General features: G+C 74.7%; 19 protein-coding genes and 1 pseudogene. 12 read left to right on the top strand and 8 right to left on the bottom strand.

From position 1 onward, the window contains the following. Nucleotides 1-49 precede the first annotated feature (49 nt). Nucleotides 50-610: a dihydrofolate reductase family protein gene (locus ABD946_RS23365; protein ID WP_345286649.1), complete on the bottom strand. Its 561-nt coding sequence runs from the start codon at nucleotides 608-610 to the stop codon at nucleotides 50-52. A 293-nt stretch (nucleotides 611-903) separates the two neighbouring features. Between ABD946_RS23365 and ABD946_RS23360 the strand changes: the two are divergent. Continuing rightward, nucleotides 904-2464, top strand: a pseudogene (locus tag ABD946_RS23360) (S8 family peptidase). 54 nt (nucleotides 2465-2518) lie between these two features. Here the strand turns inward: ABD946_RS23360 and ABD946_RS23355 are convergent. Beyond that, nucleotides 2519-2968, bottom strand: a complete 450-nt coding sequence (locus ABD946_RS23355) for a MarR family winged helix-turn-helix transcriptional regulator (RefSeq protein ID WP_345286647.1) — start codon at nucleotides 2966-2968, stop codon at nucleotides 2519-2521. A 133-nt stretch (nucleotides 2969-3101) separates the two neighbouring features. Here ABD946_RS23355 and ABD946_RS23350 point away from each other — a divergent pair, with 133 nt between their 5' ends. The 6 genes from ABD946_RS23350 (at nucleotide 3102) to ABD946_RS23325 (ending at nucleotide 9914) form a co-directional block, all read left to right on the top strand. Then, nucleotides 3102-4529, top strand: coding sequence for an MFS transporter (locus tag ABD946_RS23350; protein ID WP_345286645.1), 1428 nt, complete (start codon nucleotides 3102-3104; stop codon nucleotides 4527-4529). 310 nt (nucleotides 4530-4839) lie between these two features. Then, nucleotides 4840-6141, top strand: a complete 1302-nt coding sequence (locus tag ABD946_RS23345) for an FG-GAP-like repeat-containing protein (protein WP_345286643.1) — start codon at nucleotides 4840-4842, stop codon at nucleotides 6139-6141. 83 nt (nucleotides 6142-6224) lie between these two features. Continuing rightward, nucleotides 6225-7124, top strand: a complete 900-nt coding sequence (locus ABD946_RS23340; protein WP_345286641.1) for an NAD(P)-dependent oxidoreductase — start codon at nucleotides 6225-6227, stop codon at nucleotides 7122-7124. A gap of 103 nt (nucleotides 7125-7227) precedes the next feature. Beyond that, on the top strand, nucleotides 7228-7641 hold the full coding sequence (locus ABD946_RS23335) for a VOC family protein (RefSeq protein WP_345286639.1): 414 nt from the start codon (nucleotides 7228-7230) through the stop codon (nucleotides 7639-7641). 89 nt (nucleotides 7642-7730) lie between these two features. Next, the gene (locus ABD946_RS23330; RefSeq protein WP_345286637.1) at nucleotides 7731-8609 is read left to right on the top strand and encodes an oxygenase MpaB family protein; all 879 of its coding nucleotides are present in this window, start codon (nucleotides 7731-7733) and stop codon (nucleotides 8607-8609) included. A gap of 294 nt (nucleotides 8610-8903) precedes the next feature. Beyond that, nucleotides 8904-9914 (top strand): isopenicillin N synthase family dioxygenase, encoded by a 1011-nt coding sequence (locus tag ABD946_RS23325; RefSeq protein ID WP_345286635.1) that lies wholly within the window; start codon nucleotides 8904-8906, stop codon nucleotides 9912-9914. Between the two features lie 40 nt (nucleotides 9915-9954). Here the strand turns inward: ABD946_RS23325 and ABD946_RS23320 are convergent, their stop codons facing one another. From ABD946_RS23320 to ABD946_RS23310, 3 genes are all read right to left on the bottom strand, one after another. Continuing rightward, nucleotides 9955-10929, bottom strand: a complete 975-nt coding sequence (locus ABD946_RS23320; RefSeq protein ID WP_345286633.1) for a septum formation family protein — start codon at nucleotides 10927-10929, stop codon at nucleotides 9955-9957. Nucleotides 10930-11025: 96 nt separating this feature from the next. Beyond that, the gene (locus ABD946_RS23315; RefSeq protein WP_345286632.1) at nucleotides 11026-13392 is read right to left on the bottom strand and encodes an ABC transporter permease; all 2367 of its coding nucleotides are present in this window, start codon (nucleotides 13390-13392) and stop codon (nucleotides 11026-11028) included. Beyond that, complete coding sequence (locus ABD946_RS23310) at nucleotides 13389-14093, bottom strand: ABC transporter ATP-binding protein (protein WP_345286630.1); 705 nt, start codon at nucleotides 14091-14093, stop codon at nucleotides 13389-13391. Before ABD946_RS23310 ends, ABD946_RS23315 begins: the two co-directional genes overlap by 4 nt. 209 nt (nucleotides 14094-14302) lie before the next feature. On the opposite strand from ABD946_RS23310, the gene ABD946_RS23305 reads away from it, so the two are divergent. The 3 genes from ABD946_RS23305 (at nucleotide 14303) to ABD946_RS23295 (ending at nucleotide 17095) form a co-directional block, all read left to right on the top strand. Further along, nucleotides 14303-15607, top strand: coding sequence for a sensor histidine kinase (locus tag ABD946_RS23305; protein WP_345286628.1), 1305 nt, complete (start codon nucleotides 14303-14305; stop codon nucleotides 15605-15607). Next, nucleotides 15604-16284: a response regulator gene (locus ABD946_RS23300; protein ID WP_345286626.1), complete on the top strand. Its 681-nt coding sequence runs from the start codon at nucleotides 15604-15606 to the stop codon at nucleotides 16282-16284. The genes ABD946_RS23305 and ABD946_RS23300 overlap by 4 nt, the downstream gene beginning before the upstream one ends. 91 nt (nucleotides 16285-16375) lie before the next feature. Then, the gene (locus ABD946_RS23295) at nucleotides 16376-17095 is read left to right on the top strand and encodes a MerR family transcriptional regulator (protein ID WP_345286624.1); all 720 of its coding nucleotides are present in this window, start codon (nucleotides 16376-16378) and stop codon (nucleotides 17093-17095) included. Between the two features lie 99 nt (nucleotides 17096-17194). Here the strand turns inward: ABD946_RS23295 and ABD946_RS23290 are convergent, their stop codons facing one another. Then, entirely contained in the window at nucleotides 17195-18133 is a 939-nt protein-coding gene (locus ABD946_RS23290) for an NADP-dependent oxidoreductase (RefSeq protein WP_345286622.1), read from the bottom strand. Between the two features lie 110 nt (nucleotides 18134-18243). Here ABD946_RS23290 and ABD946_RS23285 point away from each other — a divergent pair, with 110 nt between their 5' ends. Further along, on the top strand, nucleotides 18244-18639 hold the full coding sequence (locus tag ABD946_RS23285; protein WP_345286620.1) for a winged helix-turn-helix transcriptional regulator: 396 nt from the start codon (nucleotides 18244-18246) through the stop codon (nucleotides 18637-18639). 191 nt (nucleotides 18640-18830) lie between these two features. Beyond that, nucleotides 18831-19883 carry an AraC family transcriptional regulator ligand-binding domain-containing protein gene (locus ABD946_RS23280; RefSeq protein WP_345286617.1) on the top strand — a complete coding sequence of 351 codons (1053 nt, stop codon included), beginning with the start codon at nucleotides 18831-18833 and terminating at the stop codon, nucleotides 19881-19883. 63 nt (nucleotides 19884-19946) lie between these two features. Here the strand turns inward: ABD946_RS23280 and ABD946_RS23275 are convergent, their stop codons facing one another. Beyond that, nucleotides 19947-22106: a 3-hydroxyacyl-CoA dehydrogenase NAD-binding domain-containing protein gene (locus ABD946_RS23275; protein WP_345286615.1), complete on the bottom strand. Its 2160-nt coding sequence runs from the start codon at nucleotides 22104-22106 to the stop codon at nucleotides 19947-19949. A 28-nt stretch (nucleotides 22107-22134) separates the two neighbouring features. Beyond that, complete coding sequence (locus ABD946_RS23270; protein ID WP_345286613.1) at nucleotides 22135-23349, bottom strand: acetyl-CoA C-acetyltransferase; 1215 nt, start codon at nucleotides 23347-23349, stop codon at nucleotides 22135-22137. Between the last annotated feature and the right edge of the window lie 14 nt (nucleotides 23350-23363).

The raw sequence follows: 23363 nt of genomic DNA, 5'->3' as shown, positions 1-23363 counted from the left end.
CCCTCCTACCTCTCCTTCTCCCGGGGAACCCTAAGCGCCACCACCGACGTCAGCGCACGACGCGGTAGGCCATGTAGACCACCTTCGACGCGAAGGTCCGGGTCTCCACCAGGTCCAGGTCGACGTGCCGCTCCGCCTGCGGGAAGAACGGGACGCCGCCGCCGACCAGGACCGGGATGACCCGGGCGCGGTACTCGTCGATCAGGTCCAGGGCGGCGGCCTCGGCCGCGAGCGTCGCTCCGCCGATGGCGATGTCCCCGTCGCCGGGCTCGGCGCGCAGGCGGGCGATCTCCTCGGCGAGGCCGCCGCCCGCGAGCCGGGTGGCGGTGCCGCGGACCTCGGTCAGGGTGCGGGAGAAGACCACCTTGGGCAGCGGGCACCACACGTCCACCCAGTCCCGCTCCGCCGGGTCGGTCACGTTCGCCGGGTCCTCCCAGTAGAGCATCGTCTCGTAGAGCCGACGCCCCATCAGGTGCACGTCCACGCCCCGCACCTCCTCGATGCAGAAGCGGAACACCTCCTCGTCCGGGTCCCCCCAGTCGAACGTGCCGTCCGGCCCGATGACGTAACCGTCCAGCGAGACGCCCATCGAGTAGGTCACCTTGCGCATCAGAAGCCCTCCTCCACAACGGACTTCGACAGTAAGGCCGGCCACCCACACAGCCTCACCCGCCACTCGCACCGCCCCCGGTTTTCTGGGTGCCGGGGAGCCCTTCTCTGGGTGCGCCCGCCCCTGGCTGCCGTGCCCGGCGCGGACCGATGCTCTTGCCCAACGGCCGAGCGGCCCGCACCCTCCCCACACATCCGGTGCGGCCACGGCCCGATGGGGGCGGCGCCCGACGTACCCGGTGCGGGCGCCGCCGCCCACCGTCCCCCTCACACCCCGCTCCAGGAGACCCCCACATGAAGCTCCGAAGCACGGCCACGGCCGCTGCCCTGCTGCTCGCCACCCTCGGCCTCCCCGCCCTGGCCGCCGCTCCGGCCGTCGCCGCCGGCCCCGCCGAGGGCACCGTGGTCGGCACCGACCGCGCCGGCGTGATCGAGGGCTCGTACATCGTCACCTTCGCCGACGGCGTCCGCAGCACCGAAGTCGCCTCCAAGGCCCAGCAGTTGGCGGGACGTCACGGCGGCAGCCTCAGCCAGGTCTACACCGCCGCGCTGAACGGCTTCGCGGTGCGCCTCTCGCCCGAGGCGGCCCGCCGGCTGGCCGCCGAGCCGGGCGTGCGCCGCGTCGAGGCCGACGGGCTGGCGCACGTCACCGGCACCCAGTCCAACCCGCCGTCCTGGGGCCTGGACCGGATCGACCAGACGGCCCTCCCGCTCGACAAGTCCTACACCTACCCCAACACCGCCTCCAACGTGACCGCGTACGTGATCGACACCGGTGTCCGGCTGACCCACCAGGACTTCGGCGGACGGGCCGTCAGCGGCTACGACTTCGTGGACAACGACTCCAACGCCTCGGACTGCCAGGGCCACGGCACCCACGTCGCGGGCACCGTCGGCGGCTCGGCCTACGGCGTGGCCAAGGGCGTGAAGCTGGTCTCCGTCCGGGTGCTGGACTGCAACGGCTCGGCGCCCTGGTCGACCGTCATCAAGGGCGTGGACTGGGTGACCGCCAACGCCGCCAAGCCCGCCGTCGCGAACATGAGCATCGGCGGCGACACCGACCAGACCCTGAACGACGCGGTGGCCAAGTCGATCGCCTCGGGCGTCACCTACGCCGTCGCCGCCGGGAACAGCTCCAAGGACGCCTGCACCTCCTCGCCCGCCTCCCTCGGCGCGGCGATCACCGTCGGCGCCACCGACTCCTCGGACGCCCGGGCCTCGTACTCCAACTACGGCACCTGCCTGGACCTCTTCGCGCCGGGCTCGGCCATCGTCTCCGCCTCCAACAGCGGCGACACCGCGAGCACCAGCATGAACGGCACCTCGATGGCCTCCCCCCCACACCGCGGGCGCCGCGGCCCTGCTGCTCTCGGCCAACCCGTCCTGGACGCCGCAGCAGGTCCGTGACCAGCTGGTCGCCGACGCCACCACCGGCAAGGTGACCAACGCGGGCAGCGGCTCGCCGAACCGCCTGCTCAAGGTCGGCGGCGGCACCACCACCCCGCCCACCGGCAAGAAGTTCGAGAACACCGCCGACTACGCGATCGGCGACAACACCACCGTGGAGTCCCCGGTCTCCGTCACCGGCGTCACCGGCAACGCCCCGTCCGCGCTCTCGGTCGCGGTGGACATCCGGCACACCTTCCGCGGTGACCTGCGCGTCCAGCTGATCGCCCCGGACGGCAGCGCCTACCTGCTGAAGGACTACAACGCCAACGACAGCGCGGACAACGTCCAGGCCACCTACACCGTCAACGCCTCCTCCGAGGTGGCCAACGGCACCTGGAAGCTCCGGGTCACCGACAACGCGGCGAACGACACCGGCTACGTCAACGCCTGGTCCCTGCAGTTCTGACGAACCACCAGCGGGGGGCCGGACACCACCACGGTGTCCGGCCCCCTCGGCGTTTCACGGCCGGGGCCAGGGCCGCCCCGAGATCCGCTCGATCGAGCCGTTGAACCGCTGGAGGTAGCCCGCGAAGGCGGCCACGTCCTCCTCGCTCCAGTCGTCGAGCACCGTCTCCAGCCCGGCGACGATCTCCGCCCGCTCCCGCTCCAGCGCCCGCCCGCCCTCGGCCGTGACGCGGAACTTGCGGGCGATGCCGCCGCCCTCGTCGGGGATCCGCTCGACCAGCCCGGCCCGGGTCATCGCCGCCGTCTGCCGGTTGAGGGTCGAGACGTCGAGCCCGAAGGCCTCGCTGAGCTGACCGATCGTCATCGGGCCTTCCACCCCCAGGCGGCTGAGCAGGATGTAGGCGCTGCGGTCCAGCCCGCCCTCGCGCTTGCCGCGCGGGCTCAGGTGGCTGTGCCGGCCGAGCAGCATGGTCTCGAACTCGACCTGCTGGGTGGGCCTCTCCATCGCGCGCTTCCTTCCCTGCGGCACCTCTCCCACCAGCAGGTATACCACGGCACTGTGCACCGTACATGCGTTGTGCATCATACACATCAGATGTACGGTGCACAGGCACCTGCCACCGCCCCGAGGAGACCCCGTGCCGGACAGCCCGCCCGCGAACACCCACCCCCGAGCCGTCACCGGCGTGCTCGCCCTCGCCGGCATGCAGACCCTGGTGGTCCCGCTGATCGGCGACCTGCCCGCGCTGCTCTCCACCAGCGCCTCGAACGCCTCCTGGGTGATCACCGCCACCCTGCTCTCGGCCGCCGTCGCCACCCCCGTCGCCGGACGGCTCGGCGACATGTACGGCAAGCGCCGGATGCTGTTGGTCTCCACCGTGCCGCTGATCGCCGGTTCGGTGGTCTGCGCGCTCTCCTCCTCGGTGCTCCCGATGATCGTCGGGCGCGGCCTCCAGGGCGTCGGCATGGGCATCGTCCCGCTCGGCATCAGCCTGCTGCGGGACCTGCTGCCGCCCGAGCGGCTCGGCTCGGCGATCGCCGTGATGAGCGCCTCGATGGGCGTCGGCGGCGCGCTCGGCCTGCCGTTCTCGGCCGCCGTCGCCGAGCACGCCAGCTGGCGGGTGCTGTTCTGGGTGGCCGCCGGACTCAGCGTGCTGGTGGCCGTGCTGGTGGCCCGCACCGTCCCGGCCGGACGCTCCGTCAGCTCCCCCGCCGGACGCTTCGACCTCCCCGGCGCGCTCGGCCTCGGCGCCGGCCTGGTCTCGCTGCTGCTCGCCGTCTCCAAGGGCTCGGACTGGGGCTGGGGCAGCGCCACCACCCTCGGCCTCCTCGGTGCGGCACTCGCCCTGCTGCTGCTCTGGGGCGTCTGGGAGCTGCGCACCGCCGACCCGCTGGTCGACCTGCGGGTGACCGCCCGCCCCCAGGTGTTGATCACCAACGCGGCCTCCGTCCTGGTCGGCTTCGCCATGTACGCCCAGTCCCTGGTGGTGCCCCAACTGCTCCAGCTGCCCGAGGCCACCGGCTACGGGCTGGGCCAGTCGATGATGGCGATGGGCCTGTGGATGGCCCCGGCCGGGCTGGCCATGATGGTGCTGGCCCCGCTCGGCGCCAAGCTCTCCGCGGCCAAGGGCCCCAAGGTCACGCTGGCCGTCGGCAGCCTGGTGATCGCCCTCGGCTACGGCTCGGCGCAGCTGCTGCTCGGCTCCACCTGGGGCCTGCTGCTGGCCTCCCTGGTCTGCAACACCGGCGTCGGCCTCGCGTACGGCGCGATGCCCGCGCTCATCATGGGCGCCGTCCCGCCCCAGGAGACCGCCTCGGCGAACAGCTTCAACACCCTGATGCGCTCCATCGGCAGCTCCGTCTCCGCCGCCGTCACGGGCGTGGTGCTGGCCCAGCTGACCACCGACTTCCACGGCCGTGCCCTGCCGTCCGAGCACGGCTTCCGGATCGCCCTGCTGATCGGTTCGGGTGTCGCCCTGGCAGCCGCCGCGGTGGCCACCGCCATCCCGGCCGCCCGCCCCGTCCGGGCCGCCGCCGCGCCCGACCCCGCCCCGGCCCGGGTCTGACCCACCGCAGGGGCTCGGCCGGACGGCCGAGGGCGGCTGACGGTCCGTCACCCGACCGGGTGGCGGCCGGGCACCCCACCCCGAGCCGCCCCGCCGCACCCGCCGGGCCCTTGCCATCATCCGTTCCCCGGGCCGACCCCCGACCGCCCGGCGGAAGGACCCGCCGTGAAGCTCACCCCCGCCCTCGACCTCGCCCGTCACCCTGACCCTGACCACCGCGCTCTGCACGGCCGGGGGCCTGGCTCACCGCCCGCCCCGTCCACGCCGCCTCCGCCCGGGGGCTCGCCCCGCCCCGATGGTCCTGCGGGTGATGCCGCTGGGCGATTCGATCACCGCCGGCGACGGCAGCTCCACCGGAGCGGGCTACCGGCTCCCGCTGTACCGGACGCTGTCCGGTCGGGCACCGGGCGGTCAGGCACCGGGCGACCGGGCACCGGCCGAACGGCCGCGCTACAGCACCGACTTCGTCGGCTCCGGCGCGTACGGCGCGGTGCCCGACCCGGACCACGAGGGGCACAGCGGTTCCCTGATCGACCAGATCGCCCCGGGGGTCGACGGCTGGCTGGCCGCCGCCCAGCCCGACGTGGTGCTGCTGCACCTCGGCGTCAACGACCTCCTCCGCGGCGAACGCGCCCACGCCCCGGACCGCCTCTCCGCGCTGATCGACCGGATCACCGCCGCCCGGCCGGGCGCCACCGTCCTGGCCCTGGGCCTGATCCCCACCACCCACGGGGTCGAGAGCGCCGCACAGAGCTTCAACTCCTCCATGCAGGAGGCCATTTCAGCCAGGCAGCGGAGCGGCGCCAAGGTCCGCTACGTCACCCCGCCGTCCCTCGTCCCCGCCACCGAACTGCCCGACGGCCTGCACCCGAACGACCGCGGCTACGCCAGGCTCGCCGAGGCCTACGCCCGGGCGCTCGACCAAGCGGTCGCCGACGGGCTGGCGGTCCGCCCCGCACCGCACCGCGCGGGCACCGAATCGGGCGGCGCGGGCCGGGACCGCTGGGCCGACTTCGACGGCGACGGCCGGGCCGACCGCCTGGTGATCGCCGACGGCGGCGCGGTCCGGGCACTCCTCAACCGGGGCGGCGACGGCCACGGCGGCTGGCACGACCTCGGCCAGATCGCCACCGGGACCACCACCGACCGCACCCGCGTCCGCCTCGCCGACCTCGACGGCGACGGCCGCACCGACTACCTCACCCTCACCGACAACGGCGCCGTCACCGCCCACCTCAACCGAGGCGGCGACGGCCACGGCGGCTGGCAGAACCTCGGCCAGATCGCCACCGGCACCACCACCGACCGCACCCGCGTCCGCCTCGCCGACCTCGACGGCGACGGCCGCACCGACTACCTCACCCTCACCAACGACGGCGCCGTCACCGCCCACCTCAACCGAGGCGGCGACGGCCACGGCGGCTGGCACGACCTCGGCCGGATCGCCACCGGGGTGACGGTCCCTCAGCAGCAGGTGGAGTTCGCCGACTTCGACGGCGACACCCATGCCGACCGCCTGGTCACCGACGGCGCGACCTGGGCCGCGCTGTACGCCGGCGGCCCCGGACAGGGCGGCTGGACCGACCTCGGCCAGATCGCCACCGGCCCCTGAGGCCTCCGCCGCCCCCGCCCGGTCATGACGAGCCGTCAGTCGTATGCTCACCAACGGGGAACCACGACCGAGAGGGGAACGTCATGTCGGACCGGCTCGCCATCGGTGTGCTCGGCACGGGGATCATGGGGGCGGCGATGGCCCGCAACCTGGCCCGTGCCGGGCACTCCGTCACCGCCTGGAACCGCACCCGCGCCAAGGCCGAACCGCTGGCCGCCGACGGGGTCCGGATCGTCGGCGCGGCGGCCGAGGCCGTCGAGGGCGCCGACGTGGTGCTGACCATGCTCCACGACGGCGCGGCCGTCCTGGACGCGATGGGCCGGGCCGCCTCCGGCCTGCGCCCCGGGGCGCTCTGGATGCAGTCCACCACCGTCGGCCTGGAGGACGTCACCGCGCTGGCCGAACTGGCCGCCGCGCACGGCCTGGTGTTCTTCGACTGCCCCGTGCTCGGCACCCGCGCGCCCGCCGAGGCCGGGAAGCTCACCGTGCTGGCCGCCGGGCCCGCCGAGCACTGGGCCGAGCTGGTGCCGGTCTGGGACGCGGTCGGCGCCCTCACCGTCCGGACCGGCGACGACGGCGCGAGCGGCGCCGCCACCCGCCTCAAGCTGGTCGCCAACAGCTGGGTCCTGGCCGCCACCAACGCGGCCGGCGAGGCCCTGGCCCTCTCGCACGCCCTCGGCGTCGACCCGCAGCAGTTCCTCGACCTGATCGCCGGCGGCCCGCTGGACATGGGGTACCTGCACGCCAAGTCCGCCCTGATCCTCGGCGACGGCCTCAGCCCGGCCTCCTTCGCCGTCACCACCGCCGCCAAGGACGCCCGCCTGATCGCCGAGACCGGCGCCCGGCACGGCGTCCGGCTCGACGTGGCCGCCGCCTCGGCCGAACGCTTCGAGCGGGCCGCCGCCCAGGGCCACGGCGACCAGGACATGGCCGCCGCGTACTACGCCAGCTTCGCGCCCGGCACGGAGCCGAAGCACTCCTGACGGACCGTCACGCGGGGCCGGACTCGACAATCGAACATCCGGCCCCGGCGCGGCACCCCGCCCTACGCTCTCCTCCAGGTATCCCGACCGGAGGAGACGCCCGATGACCCAACCGCCCCCGCCCCAGGTCTGGCCCAGCCTGCGCGCGGCCGACGCCCCGGCCCTGATCCGCTTCCTGGTGGAGGCCTTCGGCTTCGAGGAGACCGCCGTCTACGCCGACGGCGACACCGTCCACCACGCCCAGCTGTCCTGGCCGGCCGGCGGCGGCGTCATGCTCGGCTCCGTCCGGGGCGGCGAGGACGACCCGTGGCCGCTGCGCCCGGGCACCTTCGGCGCCTACGTGGTGGTCACCGGCGACCCGGACACCCTCTTCGACCGCGCCGTCCGGGCGGGCGCCGAGGTGGTCACCGCCCCGCGCGACGTCGACTACGGCAAGGACGGCTCCCGCGACTTCACCGTCCGCGATCCGGAGGGCAACCTCTGGTCCTTCGGCACCTACCCGGGCGAGCCGCGCTGACCACGCGTCAGATCATGGTGTTGACCGGCCGGTTGCCGCCACCCTAGGGTCTCGGCAGCCAGCCGTCCGCACCGGAAGGATCCCCCCCGATGAACCGCTACGAGTGGCTGCGGCGGATCCGCCGGCTCGACCCGGAGACCCAGTACACCGAGATCTACCGGATCATGAGCCAGTACGAGTTCCCCTGGGACACCAACCAGGCGCTCGGCTTCGCCCTCTACCGCACGTACGCGGTCCCCAGCATCGGCCGCCTGCTCGCCGAGACCGGGGAGTTCACCGGGCGGGCGCAGAAGCGCTACGACGACACCGTGCTGATCCTGGAGGCGGTGGTCGAGCACGGCTTCGACTCCCCGCAGGGCCGCGAGGCGATCCGGCGGATGAACCAGATGCACCGCCGCTACGCGATCTCCGACGAGGACTTCGTCTACGTGCTCGCCACCTTCGTGGTGGTCCCCAAGCGCTGGATGGACGACTACGGCTGGCGCCGCTTCTCCCCGCACGAGGTGCGCGCCTCGGTCAACTACTACCGCGAGCTCGGCCGCCGCATGGGACTGCGCGGCGTCCCGGAGACCTACCGGGAGTTCGAGACCCTGCTCGACGGGTACGAGCGCGCGCACTTCGCCTTCGACCCCGGCGGCCGGGCCGTCTCGGACGCCACCCTGGACCTCACCGAGAGCTGGTACCCGCGCCCGCTCGGCGGCCAGATGCGGCTCTCCGCGCTCTGCCTGCTCGACGACCCGCTGCGGGAAGCCTTCGGCTACCCCGCCCCGCCGGCCGCCCTGCGCGCCGCCGTCCGCGCCGGGATGCGGCTGCGCGGCCGCTTCGTCCAACTGCTGCCCGCACGCCGCACGCCGCACTTCGCCCGGGACGGGCGGCAGGTGCGGGGCTACCCGAACGGCTACCGGCTGAGCGAGCTGGGCACCTTCGGGACCGACGCCCCCGCGAAGTGCCCGTTCCCCCACTCCTGACGGAACGGCCCCGGACAGCGCAGTCCCCGGTACTTCCGTCCGTCTGCCGGATCCGTGGCCGTCGCTCGCGGAGCCGCGCCCGGAGGGAGTTGCCGGGGGCCTGACCGGGGGGCTTGGACCTGATCGCGCGGGGGGCCGACGTCTCGGCCGGCGGGGCGACCCGTCCGGTGTTCCCGGGGTGTACCCACAAGTCTCCTCCGCATTCCGGACAGGTCAACCCTCTGAGCGGAACAAACGCGCACTAATCTGGTGCTGTGGTCCGGTAGCAGCGGCACTCACCACGGACGGCGGCACATGACAGCGCACCTCACCGGTCTCCCGGTCATCGACCTCTCCCTCGCCGACGGCTCCGCCGACGACCGCGCCCTGCTGCACGACGCGCTGCGCGCGGCCGCCACCGAGGTCGGCTTCTTCCAGCTCATCGGCCACGGCGTGACGCCGGAGGAGACCACCGAGCTGACCGACGCCATGCACGCCTTCTTCGCCCTGCCCGAGGCGGACCGACTGGCCGTCAGCAACCTCAACTCCCCGCACTACCGCGGCTACACCCGCACCGGCACCGAGCGCACCGGCGGCAGCCAGGACTGGCGCGACCAGCTCGACATCGGCGCCGAGCTGCCCCCGCACGTGCCCGGCCCCGAGGACCAGCCCTACTGGTGGCTGGAGGGGCCGAACCAGTGGCCGCCCGCGCTGCCCGCGCTGCGGCCCGCCGCGCTCAACTGGATCGACCGCCTGGGCGCGGTCGCCGCCAAGCTGCTGCACGAGCTGCTCGCCTCGATCGGCGCCCGCCCCGACTTCTACGACTACGCCTTCGCCGGCCACCCCCACCTGCGGCTCAAGCTGGTCCGCTACCCCGGCACCGCTCCCGACGGGGCGGGCCAGGGCGTCGGGGCGCACAAGGACTACGGGTTCATCACCCTGCTCCTCCAGGACACCGTCGGCGGGCTGGAGGTGCTGCTCCCCGACGACACCTTCCTCGCCGTCCCGCCGGTGCCCGGCGCCTTCGTGGTGAACCTCGGCGAGCTCCTCGAAGTCGCCACCGACGGCTACCTCAAGGCCACCCGCCACCGCGTGGTCAGCCCGCCCGGGGCCCGCGAGCGCTTCTCCGTCCCGTTCTTCTACAACCCCCGCCTCGACGCCCACGTCGAGCCGCTCGACTTCCCGAGCGCGCACCACGCCCCGGGCGCCACCGACGACCCGGCCAACCCGCTCTTCGCCGAGTTCGGGCGGAACGAGTTGAAGGGCTACGCCCGGGCCCACCCCGAGGTGACGGAGCGCCACCACCCGGAGCTGCTCTCCGCCTGATCGGGCCCGGGGGCTCGACCGGGCCGCGGCGCGGGCCCGGTCAGGCCTCGTCGGGAGCGTCCTGCGGGACGACCGGCAGGTCCAGGGCCGAGCGGAAGCGCAGGTCGGCCTGGCCGTGGACGCGCAACTTGTCGACCTCGGCGAGCAGTTGGACGGATTCGGTCCGCGCCACCAGGTCGGCCTGCCGGGCCTGGGCCTCCAGCTCCGCCTTGAGCGCGTCCAGCCGCTGCTTCGGCCCCTCGCTCCAGCGGACGCCGTCCAGCAGGCCCGACTCCACCCGCAGCGCCTTGGCCAGGTCGGCGGCGAACTCCCGGTACTGGAGCGGGGCTTGGGACGGATCCTGCTCCGGCCACTGCGACAGCGCCTCGTCGACGGGGTGCTCGGCCGCCAGGTAGCCGTACTGCTCGGGCGAGTAGCCGGCCGTGCCCTTGGTGATCGAGCCCCGCCGCGGCTGCGGGTGGGTGAAGTGGCAGACCATTCCCCGTCCGCCGAGCTTCCACTGGGTCTCGCTCGGCATCAGCGCGCCGATCCTGGTCCCGCGCGGGATCGCCATGCGGTCGAGCACGTACCCGTACTGGCCGTGCCGGCACCGCCCCAGGACCATGGTGCGCAGCTCCTCGCTCCCCGGGTACGCCTGGTCGGCCAGGTCGTAGGCGGTGAACACCTCCATCCGGTGCGGCTCGGTGCAGGGCACCTCCTCGGCGCGCGACAGCTCGTCGTTCCCGCCCCGGAAGCACTCCCCGGGCTCCCACGGCTTCTCGGCGTCGCGGACGCGCTGTCCGACCTCCCGGACGGCCTCCGAGCCCTTGGTCGCCACCACCACCGTGGTGACGGCCACCAGGGCGACCGCCACCACCAGGGCGGCCCAGGCACCCGGGCCGAACCGCCGCCGGGGCCGCTCGAACTGCCCGGGCAGCCCGGGCGGCGGCGGGTAGGACGGCGCGGCGTAGGGGTTCGGCTCCTCCACCGCACCGTCACGCGGGCTGCCCGGCCGGTCACATGACGGCGTGTCCACTGCTTCGCTCCCCCTGGTCCCGCCGCCACCACCAGCGGTCGAACGGCTGCGCGAGCGTACCGGAGCGGGCGGACGGCCCCGGCCCCGGGCCCGGGGTCACTCGGTCCGCAGGGCCGTGGCGGTGGTGGTGCGGGCCGCCCAGGTGGCCGGGAGGAGGGCGCCCAGCAGGGCGATCAGCAGCCCGGCCGGGGCCAGCAGGGCGAGCTGCCCCGGGCCCGGGCCGGCCAGCACGGACCTCGGGAGGTCGACGCCCGCGGCGTGGCCCATGGCGGGGACGACCACCTCGTGCAGCAGGACTCCGGCCGGGAGCCCGAGCGCGGTGCCGAGCAGCCCGATCAGGGTGACCGAGGAGAGCACCAGGGCCACGGTCTGACGCGGGGTCATGCCGACGGCCTTGGCGATGCCCAGGTCGCGGACCCGCTCCCGGGTGTCCAGCAGCACCGAGTTGAGCACCCCGAGCCCGGCCACCCCGACCAGCAGCAGGGTGAGCAGCGCCGCCATCGCGGTCAGCACCAGGGCCAGCCCCTCCCGCCCGTCCGGCGCCGTCGCGACCGCCTCGCCGCCCAGCGGGCCGACCACGGCGCCGAGCCGGGCGGCGTACGCGGCCGGGTCCGTCCCGTCGGTCAGGGCGACCAGGTAGGAGCCGGGGCCGGCGGCGGGGAAGTCGGCCAGCAGGGCGTGCAGGTGCATGCCCTCGTCCGCCGTCTCGAAGCCCTCGCCGACGATCCGCAGCTCCCTGGTGGTGCCACGGTGGACCACCCGGACGGTGTCGCCGATCCGGTGGCCGGTACGGGCCAGGAAGCCGCTGGGGGCGACCACCTGGCCGGGGCCGTCCAGCCAGTGACCGTCGATCAGCTCCAGCGCGCCGCGCCGGGAGTCCCCTTCGTACAGCACCGCCCGGGAGGCGCCGGACACCCCGGGCACGCTGGTCTCGGCCCAGGTCCGGCCGTAGTACCCCGCGGTGCCGGGCTCGGCCTCGATCGCGGCGCGCAGCCGGGCCGGGTCGGCGGCGGGCCGTTCGGCCTGGCCGGGGGCCGGGACGCCGGGCCCGCCGGAGCCGCCGCCGGTGAAGACGGTCACCTGGGCCCGGCCGCCCGGGTCCTGGGCGGCGCCGACCGCGCCGAGGGAGCCAGTCAGGCCGACCGCGAAGACCGCCGTCAGGGTGCCGAAGGCGACCGCGAGCAGCATGGCCAGGGCCCGGACCGGGTGGGCGAAGGGCAGCGCCAGTCCGTACGTCACGGCCCGGGGCAGCGGGAGCCGGACGGCCAGCCGGTGGGCCCGGCGGCCGCGGCCGGCCCGCGGGGTGCGGCCTACCGCGATGGCCTCGACGGTGCGCAGCCGTCCGGCCCGCAGGGCGGGCAGCAGGGCGGCCAGGGCGACCACCGCCAGGGCGGTGGCCGGGACGAGCACGTCCACCCACCAGGCCACGCCGAGCGGGACCGCACCGTACGCCTCCTCGGTGTCGGCGAGCAGCGGCAGGGCCAGCAGGTTGCCGAGCGGCACGCCGAGCAGGACGCCCGCGCCGGCCGGGACCAGGGCCTGGGCCAGGTAGGCGCGGACCACCTCGGCGGGGGTGAAGCCGACCGCCTTGAGGATGCCGATCCGGCGCAGCCCGGTGCCGACCGCGCCGCTCACCGCTCCGGCCACGGTGATCACCGCCATGGCCAGGCCGAGCGCGCCGAAGGTGAGCAGGAACGGGACGGTGGGCGCGGCGCCCTGGTCCGCGGCCCGCTTGGTGTCCAGCCAGGAGACGGATCCCAGCACCGCGCCGGCGGGCAGCGCCCCGGCGTACGTCCGCCGGGCCGCGTCGAGGCGGGCCACGCCGTCGGGGTCGGCGAGCCGGTGGAGCAGCTGGGTGGTGGCGGGCTGCTCCGGAGTGGCCAGGGCGTCGAGCTGACCGGGCGTCACCCAGGCGTCGGCGCTGCGGCCGGCCGAGGTGGCCAGGCCGACCACGGTGAACTCCGGAGATCCCGGGAGCTGCGCGGCGCGCAGCACCGTCCCGAGCGGGAAGCCGGGCCCGGCGAAGGCGCGGGAGAGCACCAGTTCTCCGGGCGCGGTTGCCCAGCGGCCGCTGCCGAGTTCGAGCCTGTCGACGGCGCCGCCGGGGTCCGCGCGGCCCACGGTGCTGAGGGCCGGCAGGCGGCGGCCCTCGGGGTCGGTCAGCTGGAGGCCCAGCGCCCGGTACGGGCCGGCGGTCTCGGTGACGCCCACGGCCCGTGCGGCGGCTTCGAGTTGGGCCCGGTCCGCCTTGGCCGGGTCCAGCTGGACGGTCAGGTGGGCCCCGTGCCCGCGGGCGAAGGCGCGGTCGAACGGGGCGTCGACGGCGACCAGCAGCGCCCCGGCCACCACGGAGGAGGCGACCGCGAACAGCGCGGCCAGCGCCACCACCAGGCTCTGCACCCTCCGTCGGGCCACCCCGGCGCGCACCACGGAGCCGAGGGCCCCGGCGAAGCGGATCCTCATCGGCCGGCCTCCGTCCGGGAGTGCCGCGCGAGTTGACCGTCCTGGGCGAGTTGACCGTCGATCAGCACCACCGTGCGGGTGGCGCAGGCCCGGGCGAGCTCCAGGTCGTGGGTGACCAGCACCACCGTCTGGCCGCCGCGGTGCAGCTCGGTGAGCAGCTCGCGCACCTGCTCCCCGGCGGCGCTGTCCAGGGCTCCGGTCGGCTCGTCCGCCAGCAGCAGGGCCGGGCGGTTCACCAAGGCCCGGGCCACCGCGACGCGTTGGCGTTCGCCGCCGGAGAGCTGTCCGGGGTGGGCCCGGGCGTGCCGGGCGATGCCGAGCTGCTCCATCAGCTCCTCGGCACGGGCGGCGGCGGTGCGCCGTCCGGCGCCGCGCAGCTGGGCCGGGAGCAGGATGTTGTCGGCCACGGTGAGGTCGTCCAGCAGGTTGAAGAACTGGAAGACCATGCCGATCCGCTCCCGGCGGAAGCGGGCCAGGGCGTGCTCGCCGAGCCCGTCCAGCCTGGTCCCGGCGACGGTGACGCTGCCGTCGGTCGGGCGGTCCAGCCCGGCCACCAGGTTGAGCAGGGTGGACTTGCCGCTGCCGGAGGGCCCGGTCACGGCCAGCGCCTCGCCCTCGGCGACGGTGAGGTCGAGCGGGCCGAGCGCGGTGGTGGTGCCGTGGCGCCGGACGACGCCGGCCAGTTCGATCACATGGGACACGGTGGTCCTCCGGTGAGGGGTCTCGGTTCGGGGAACGGGGTGAACCTAGGCCCGGGCGCGCGGGCGGCGCGTCGGCCGTCACGCCGACCTCCGGCCCTCCCGGCGGACGATCCCGGCCGCGGGTCCTTCCCGCGGCGTACGCCTCGCGGAGGGCGGGGTCGTCGTCAGGGTGGACGCGCCCGGGGCCACCCGGCCCGCACAATGACCCGGTGCGGGAGCGGGAACGACGCGGATGGCGTCACCAGGTGCGGGAGGCGCTGCGGGCGGAAGGCCGTCCGCCGGCCCCGCCGTCGCGCCTGGCCCGGTGGGCCGACGTGCTGCTCGCGGTGGTGCTGACCGTCACGGCCCTGGTGGTCGCGGTGCGGTACCCGGGCGACGGGCCGATCCGGATCGGCCCGCAGCAGGTCTTCACCGTCCCGGCCCCGCCGGACCTCCCGCTGGGCGCCGTGCCGGAGACGGCGGGGCCCGACGGGCCGTCAGCCGCCGCGCTCTGGCTGCTGGTGCCGCTCTCCGCGCTGCCGCTGGCGCTCCGTCGGCGGTGGCCGTTGGCGGTCTTCGCCCTGGTGCTGGCCGCCCTGCTGGCCCTCGGCGACCGGGCCTCCTGGATCAACGTGCTCTGCTGCGTGCTGGCCGCCTACGGCGCCGTCCGGCACAGCCGCCACCGGGTTCCGGCCGTCGCGGCGCTGCTGGCCGGGGCGGTGGTGGCGGGGGTGGTGCTGCGGGACGCGCGACCAGTGCTGCCGGGGTGGTCGAGCCCGGCGGTGGTGCTGCTGGCGGCGGGGGTCTCGGCCTCCCTGGTGCGGTTCTGGCAGCGGCGGCTGGCGGCCGGGCGGGAACGGATGGAGGAGCTGCGGCTGGCCCAGCGGGAGGAGACCCGGCGGGCGGTCGCCGAGGAGCGCGCCCGGATCGCGGCCGAGCTGCACGACGTGGTGACCCACAATGTCAGCGTGATGGTGATCCAGGCGGGCGCGGCCCGCACCGTGCTGGGCACCGCGCCCGAGCAGGCCCGCGAGGCGCTGCTCGCGGTGGAGTCCGGCGGACGGGCGGCGCTGGCCGAACTCCGGCAGGTGATGGGCCTGTTGGCCGCCCCCGAGCACGAACGGGCCGAAGGCCTGGAGCCCCAGCCCGGGCTGGGGCAGCTCGACGCGCTGGTGGAGCGGGTGGTGGCGGCCGGGCTCCCGGTGGAGACCAGCGTGGCGCTGCCCGCCGAACCGCTGGCGCCGATCGTGGAGCTGACGGTGTACCGGGTGGTGCAGGAGGCCCTGACCAACACCCTGAAGCACGCCCCGGGGGCCCGGGCCAGGATCACCCTGGAGACCTCCGGGGAGTGGCTGGCGATCGAGGCCACCGACACCGGCCCCGCCGGGGCCCGCATGCCCGTCAGCACCGGCGGCGGGCGCGGTCTGATCGGCCTGCGGGAGCGGCTCGCCGTCTGCGGCGGCGAACTGACCGCCGGGCCGACCCTGGCCGGCGGCTACCGGATCACCGCGCGGCTGCCCTGGCGGACCGGATGAGCGCGGCCCCGCTGCGGGTCGTCCTGGCGGACGACCAGGCGCTGGTGCGGACCGGCTTCGGCATGATCCTGGCCGCCGACGGCATCGAGGTGGTGGCCGAGGCCGCCAACGGGGCCGAGGCGGTGTCGGCCGTCCTGCGCACCCGGCCGGACGTGGTCCTGATGGACGTCCGGATGCCCGTGATGGACGGCATCGAGGCCACCCGCCGGATCGCCGGACAGGCCGGCGGCCCCAAGGTGCTCATCCTCACCACCTACGACCTCGACCACTACGTCTACGCGGCGCTCACCCTCGGCGCCAGCGGCTTCCTGCTCAAGGACGTCACCCCCGAGCACCTGGTCGCCGCCGTCCGCCTGGTGCGCACCGGCGACGCCCTGCTGGCCCCCGCCATCACCCGCCGCCTGGTCGAACGCTTCGCCCGCCCGGAGCCGCCCTCCTCTCCCCCGCCCCCACCGCACCGCGCCCTAGCCGACCTGACGCCCCGTGAGCTCGAGGTCCTGCGCCTGCTCGCCACCGGCCTCAGCAACGCCGAGCTCGCCGACCGCCTGGTCCTCAGCCCCACCACCGTGAAGACCCACGTCGGCCGCATCCTCACCAAGCTCGGCCTGCGCGACCGCGTCCAGGCCGTCGTCCTCGCCTACGAGACCGGCCTGATCACCCCGCACGCCGAAAGCTGAACCCCGCTTCTCGGCACCGGCCCGCCCCGGATGGGACACTACTGCTGTCACAGCGGTAGTGCCGCGTCCCGATCCGAGCAGGAGGCCCACCATGGCAGCGCCGGCGCCGTCGCAGATGACCGTCGACGAGTTGGCGGCGCGGGCCGGGGTGACGGTGCGGACACTGCGCTTCTACAGCACCAAGGGGCTGCTGCCCCCGCCGGAGCTGGGACCGCGCCGGGTCGGGTGGTACGGGGCCGAGCACCTGGGCCGGCTGGAGCTGATCGAGGAGCTCCAGCGGCAGGGCCTGACACTGGCCGCGATCGAGCGCTACCTGTCCCAACTCCCCGAGGACATCAGCTCCTTGGACCTGGCGTTCCACCGTGGCTTGGTCGCCTCCTGGACCCCCGAGGTGGCCGAGGAGGCGACCCGCGAGCAGCTCGGACGCCGGGTCGGCCGGGAGCTCTCCGAGGAGGACGTCGACCGGCTGGCCGCGATGGGCGCGGTGCACCGCACCGAGGACCCGGAGCTCTTCAAGATCGAGCCCGGCATGCTGCCGCTCGGCGTCCGCGTCCTGGACGTCCCCATCCCGCTGGAGACCCTGCTGGCGGCACGCGCCGTGGTCCGCCTGCACAGCCAGGCCACCGCGCACGACCTGCACCGCCTGTTCCGCGACACGGTCTGGCGCCCGTACCGGGAGAGCGAGCCGAGCGAGGAGGACCTGGAGCGGATGAAGGGCCTGACCGAACGGATCCAACCCATGGTCGTCCAGGCCCTGGTGACGGCCTTCCAGCGCTCGCTGGCCGAGGAGCTCACCCGCCGCGAGCCCTGAGCCGCGCGTACGTGACCGCACGGGCACGTCGAATGCGCTTGCGGCGCTGCCCGGACGGCATGCCGACTCCCCCGAGCCCCGTCCGCGCCCGGCGAGGAGTCATCGCACCAACACCACGGCACCCCTCCGGCCCGGGCGGGCCAACAGCTCATGGGCCCGGGCGGCCTCGCCGAGCGGGAGGACGGCACCGACCCGCAGGACGAGGCGGCCGTCGGCGGCCAGGGTGCTCAGCCGGGCCAAGGCCTCGCCGTCGGCCGCCACCCAGACCTGGGCGACCCGGATGCCGCGCAGGGCGACCGGGGCGCGGCCGGCCGAGAGGGCGACGAAGGCACCCCGGTTGCGGACCGCCCCGAGGGCCTCCACCCCGAGCAGTGCGGCGTCCAACGCCCCGTCCACCCCGCCGGGCACCAAGGCCCGTACCTGCTCGGCGAGTTCGCCAGCGCCCCGGGGCACGAACCACTCCGCGCCCAGCCCGAGCAGCGCCTCCCGGTCCGCCTCCGCGCCCTGAGCCACCACCCGCAGCCCGCGCAGCGCGGCCAGTTGGACGGCGAGCCCGCCCACCCCGCCCGCCGCACCGGTGACCAGCAGCGTCGCCCCGGCCGGCAGGCCGAGCAGGTCGAGGGCCTGATCGGCCGTCAGGCCGTTGAGCGGCAGGGCCGCCGCCTCGACCACCGGCACCCCGTCCGGTGCCGCGGCCACGGCCGTCGCGTCCAGCACCACCTGATCGGCGTGGGTGCCGAGCGGGACGTCCAGCCGGTCCCGCAACCCGATCACCCGGTCGCCGAGCCCGAACCCCGCCACGCCCTCGCCCAGTTGCTCCACCACACCCGCGACGTCCCAGCCGATGCCGGTCACCTCCCGCTCCGCCACCAGCCCGGCCCCGGTCAGGACTCCGGCCCTGGTCACCGCGTCCACCGGGTTCACGGCGGCGGCCTCCACCCGGATCCGCACCTGCCCCGCCCCGGGCTCGGGCGGCTCCACCTCCTCCACGCCCACCTGCTCGGGACCTCCGAAAGTACGGACGACGACGGCACGCATCACTGCTCCCCTCCACGGACTGATCGCCAACTGCCGCCGACGCTACGGGCCGTTACGCTCCCCCGGTAAGGACGCACCCCGAGGTGCGTACCGCACCGGGAGGAGAGCCAGTGCCCACCATGACCGCCGCCCAGCGCCGCGCCGCCGAACGGGCCCGCTACGACGCCTACCTGGCCGACTGCCCGGCCCGCCACCTGCTGGAGCGGATCGGCGACAAGTGGGTCAGCCTGACCGTCAACGCCCTCGCGGACGGCCCGCTGCGCTACTCCGAACTCCGGGCCCGACTGGCCGGGATCAGCGAGAAGATGCTCACCCAGACCCTCCGCCACCTCGAACGCGACGGCCTGCTGACCCGCGCCGTCACCCCCACCGTCCCGGCCCGGGTCGACTACGCGCTCACCCCGCTCGGCGAGACCCTGCTCCCCGTCCTCCACACCCTCAAGGCCTGGGCCGACCAGCACATGCCCGAGGTCCTCCGGGCCCGCGCCGAACACGACCGGGGGTAGCCGAGGCAGGACGAGAAGGGCCCTCCCTCCGGGCCCGGTGGGGGTCGGGGCCGGGAGGAGGGCCTCTCATGGCGGGCGGCTGGGGGGCCTCCCGTCCCGACGCTAGATGATCGCGGCGGTGGAACCGAGGACCGAAGGCGTCAGGCACCGGACCCTGTGCGACAGGCACCGGCTGGCTATGCTCGGCTCCCATGCCGTCACAGCCGCCGTCACAGCCGCACGAAGGGACCACCCCCTCGGCGTTCACCCGGGTGAACGCCGGCTGCGCCGAACTGCTGGGCGTGGAGCGGGAGCAGTACGGCCGCCTGCTCGGCATGGCGCCTGAGCACCTCACCGACGACCGCTACCGGACGCCGGCCGCCACCAACATCCGGATCTGGCAGCTGATGGTCACTCAGGTCCACTGGACCGAGGTGGCCCTGGCGATGACGCGGCAGTCCTCGCTCGGGGCCTTCGGCGTCTGGGACTACCTGCTGACCTCCGCGGCCACCCCGCTCGACGGCCTGCGGGACGCCTCCGCGCACCTGGCCGCCATCGCCGACGCCGGAACGGAGGAGGTCCGGATCGCCGAGGAGGACGGGGAGGTCGTCGTCAGCCACGCCAACGAGGCGGACCTGACCGACGAGACCGCCGCCGCGATCCGCTCGTTCGCGATGGGGCTGTTCCGCCGGCGGCTCTCCGAGGCCACCCGGCAGGACCTGGTCCCCGTCCGGGTGGCGTTGGCGGCCCGTGCTCCCCGGCGGCACCGCGCGCTGCGCGAGCTCTACGGCGGGGCGCCGGTCGAGTTCGACGCCCCGATCTCCTCCGTCACCTTCGCCGCCGCCGACATCAGGGCCGCCAACCCCCTTGCCCAGCCGGGGCTTTCGGCCGTCCTGCGGGCGCACGCGGAGCAGAGCGTCGCCACCGCCGTCCCGCTGCACAGCTGGCTGGACCTGTTCCGGATCGCCCTCGCGGCGGCGGAGCGGGAGGGCGGACCGACCCTCACCGCGGTGGCGCAGCGGCTGGCGATCGGCCCGCGCACCCTCCAGCGCCGCCTGGACGAGCACGGGAGCACCTGGCGGGAGGAGCTGCAGGCCGTCCGCCGCACCCGGGCCCTGGAGCTGCTGCGGGGCACGGAGTTGAGCACCGAGGCGATCGCCGCCTGCACCGGCTACGCCGACGCCCGCGCCCTGCGCCGCGCGGTCAGGAGGTGGTCCGGCAGCAGCCCCAGCGCCCTGCGCGAGGCCGAGGGGCTGTCGCCTTGACGGGGCCCGGCCGGTGACCGAGGTGGTCACCGGCCGGGCCCCGAGGGCACTCCCGGCGAGGCGTCAGAAGGTGCGGCCCTCGGCCGCCATCTCGTCCAGCAGCGCCGGCGGCTCGAACCGCGGCCCGTACGCGGCCGCCAACTCCCGGGCGCGGGCGGCGAACCCGCCGACGCCGCCCTCGTAGCCGTTGATGTACTGGAGCACGCCGCCCGTCCAGGCCGGGAAGCCGATGCCGAGGATGGAGCCGACGTTGGCGTCCGGCACCGTGGTGAGGACGTCCTCCTCCAGGCAGCGGACCGAGTCGATCGCCTCGGAGAAGAGCATCCGCTCCTGCATGTCGCGGAACGGGATCTCCGCGCCGGGGCGGGTGAAGTGCTCGCGCAGGCCCGGCCAGAGGCGGGTGCGCTTGCCGTCCTCGTACTCGTAGAAGCCGGCTCCGCCGCTGCGGCCGGGGCGGTCGAACTCGGTGACCATCCGGTCGAAGACCTCGTCGGAGGGGTGGCCGGGCCAGACTCCGCCGGCCTCCTCGACGGCGCGGCGGGCCTCGTCGCGGATCTTGCGCGGCAGGGTGAGGGTCAGCTCGTCGAGGAGCGAGAGGACCTTCGCGGGGTAGCCGGCCTGGGCGGCGGCCTGCTCGATCGAGGCGGGCTCCAGGCCCTCGCCGACCATCGCCACGCCCTCGCTGATGAACTGTCCGATCACCCGGGAGGTGAAGAAGCCACGGGAGTCGTTCACCACGATCGGGGTCTTCTTGATCTGCTGCACCAGGTCGAACGCGGCGGCCAGCGCCTCGTCGCCGGTCTGCGGGCCTCGGATGATCTCGACCAGCGGCATCTTGTCGACCGGCGAGAAGAAGTGCAGGCCGATGAAGTCGGCCGGGCGCTCCACGCCCTCCGCCAGCAGGCCGATCGGCAGGGTGGAGGTGTTGGAGCAGAGCAGCGCGTCGGGCGCGACCACGCCCTGGACCTCCTGGAACACCTTGTGCTTGAGCTCGGTGTTCTCGAAGACCGCCTCGATCACGGTGTCGCAGCCGGCCAGGTCGGCCGCCTCGGCGGTGGGGGTGATCCGGGCCAGGAAGGCGTCCCGCTCCTCCGCGGTCATCCGGCCGCGGGCCACCTGCTTCTCCAACAGCCCGGCGGAGTAGGCCTTCCCGCGCTCGGCGGCCTCCAGCGTGACGTCCTTGAGGAAGACCGTGAGGCCGGCCTTGGCGCAGGAGTAGGCGATGCCCGCGCCCATCATCCCGGCGCCGAGCACCGCGACCCGCTCGGCCTTCCGCTTGGCCGGCGAAGCCGGGCGGCTGGCACCGGAGTTGACGGCCTGCATGTCGAAGAACAGCGCCTTGATCATGTTCTTCGAGGTCTGCCCGCAGGCCAGCTCGGTGAAGTACCGGGCCTCGATCACGAAGGCGTTGTCCACGTCCACCTGGGCGCTCTCCACGGCGGCCGCGAGCACGTTGCGCGGGGCCGGGTAGGGGGCGCCGTTGATCTGCTTGCGCAGGTTGGCCGGGAAGGCGGGCAGGTTGGCGGCGAAGGCGGGGGTGGCGGGGGTGCCGCCGGGGATCTTGTAGCCCTTGACGTCCCAGGGCTGAACCGCGGTCTCGTTGGCCTCCACCCAGGCGCGCGCCCTGACGAGCAACTCGTCCGCGTCGGAGACGAGTTCGTCGACCAGGCCGATCTCCAGCGCCTGCGCCGGGCGGTACTGGCGGCCCTGCAGCAGCACCTTCAGCAGCGCGTCGGTGATGCCGAACATCCGGACCGTGCGGACCACCCCGCCGCCGCCGGGCAGCAGGCCCAGCGTCACCTCGGGCAGGCCGATCTTGCTGCCGGGCGCGTCCAGCGCGATCCGGTGGTGGCAGGCCAGGGCCAGCTCCAGGCCGCCGCCGAGGGCTGCGCCGTTGATGGCCGCGACCACCGGCCGGCCGAGCGTCTCCAGGGTGCGCAGCGAGCGCTTGATCCGCATCGAGTTGTCGAACACCCGCTGGGCGTCGGCGGGTTGGGCCGCGGAGATGAGGCGCAGGTCGCCGCCGGCGAAGAAGGTCTTCTTGGCCGAGGTGATGATGACACCACGGAGGCCGTCGAAGTCCTTGAGGCGCTGGACGGTCTCCTCGAACGCGGCGGTGAAGGCGGCGTTCATGGTGTTGGCGGACTGGTCCGGGTCGTCGAGCACCAGGGTGACCACACCGGCCTGGTCCTGCTCCCAGCGGATGGGGGTGACGGAAGTCATGACTGAGGTCTCCAGAAGTGTCGGGTGGTCAGATGCGCTCGATGACGGTGGCGATGCCCATCCCGCCGCCGACGCACAGGGTCACCAGGCCGTAGCGCTGCTCGCGGCGCTCCAGCTCGTCCAGCACCGTGCCGATCAGCATCGCGCCGGTGGCGCCCAGCGGGTGGCCGAGGGCGATGGAGCCGCCGTTGACGTTCACCTGGTCCGGCCGGAAGCCGAGCTCGCGCACGAAGCGCAGGGCGACGGCGGCGAAGGCCTCGTTGATCTCCACCAGGTCGATGTCGGCGGCGGTCAGTCCGGCCTTCGCCAGTGCCTTGCGGGTGGCCGGGGCGGGGCCGGTGAGCATGATGGTGGGCTCGGAGCCGGAGACGGCGGCGGAGACGATCCGCCCGCGCGGGCGCAGCCCGTACCGCTCGCCGACCTCGCGCGACCCGATCGCGACCAGCGCCGCGCCGTCCACGATGCCGGAGGAGTTGCCCGCGTGGTGGACGTGGTCGATGGCCTCGACCCAGTGGTACTTCTGCAGCGCGACGGCGTCGAAGCCGCCCATCTCGCCGATGGCGGCGAAGGAGGGCTTGAGGCCGGCCAGGGTCTCCACCGTCGTCCCCGGGCGGATGAACTCGTCGCGCTCCAGCACGACCAGGCCGTTGCGGTCGCGCACCGGCACCACCGAGCGGTCGAACAGGCCGTCGGCCTGGGCCTTGGCGGCGCGGGCCTGGGACTCGGCGGCGAAGGCGTCCACGTCGGCGCGGGAGAAGCCCTCGATGGTGGCGATCAGGTCGGCGCCGATGCCCTGCGGGATGAAGGAGGTCTCGTAGGCGGTCATCGGGTCGGCGAACCAGGCACCGCCGTCGGAGCCCATCTTGACCCGGCTCATCGACTCCACGCCGCCGGCCAGGATGAGGTCCTCCCAGCCCGAACGGACCTTGGCCGCGGCCTGGTTGACGGCCTCCAGGCCGGAGGCGCAGAAGCGGTTCTCCTGCACGCCGGCCACGGTGTCCGGCAGGCCGGCCGCGATGGCGGCCACCCGGGCGATGTCGGAGCCCTGGTCGCCGATCGGGCTGACCACGCCGAGCACGATGTCGTCGATCGCGGCCGGGTCCAGGCCGGGCAGGCGGCGCTGGATCTCGTGGATCAGGCCGACCACCAGGTCGATCGGCTTGGTGGCGTGCAGCGAACCGTTGGCCTTGCCCCGGCCGCGCGGAGTGCGGATCGCCTCGTAGACGTACGCTTCGGTGGTCACGGTGTGGGTGCCTT

The organism is Kitasatospora albolonga, from assembly GCF_039535905.1.
GTDB classification, from domain to species: Bacteria; Actinomycetota; Actinomycetes; order Streptomycetales; family Streptomycetaceae; genus Kitasatospora; species Kitasatospora albolonga.
Note: the sequence above shows the minus strand (reverse complement) of the source record. Positions and strands in the feature narration are given on the sequence as shown.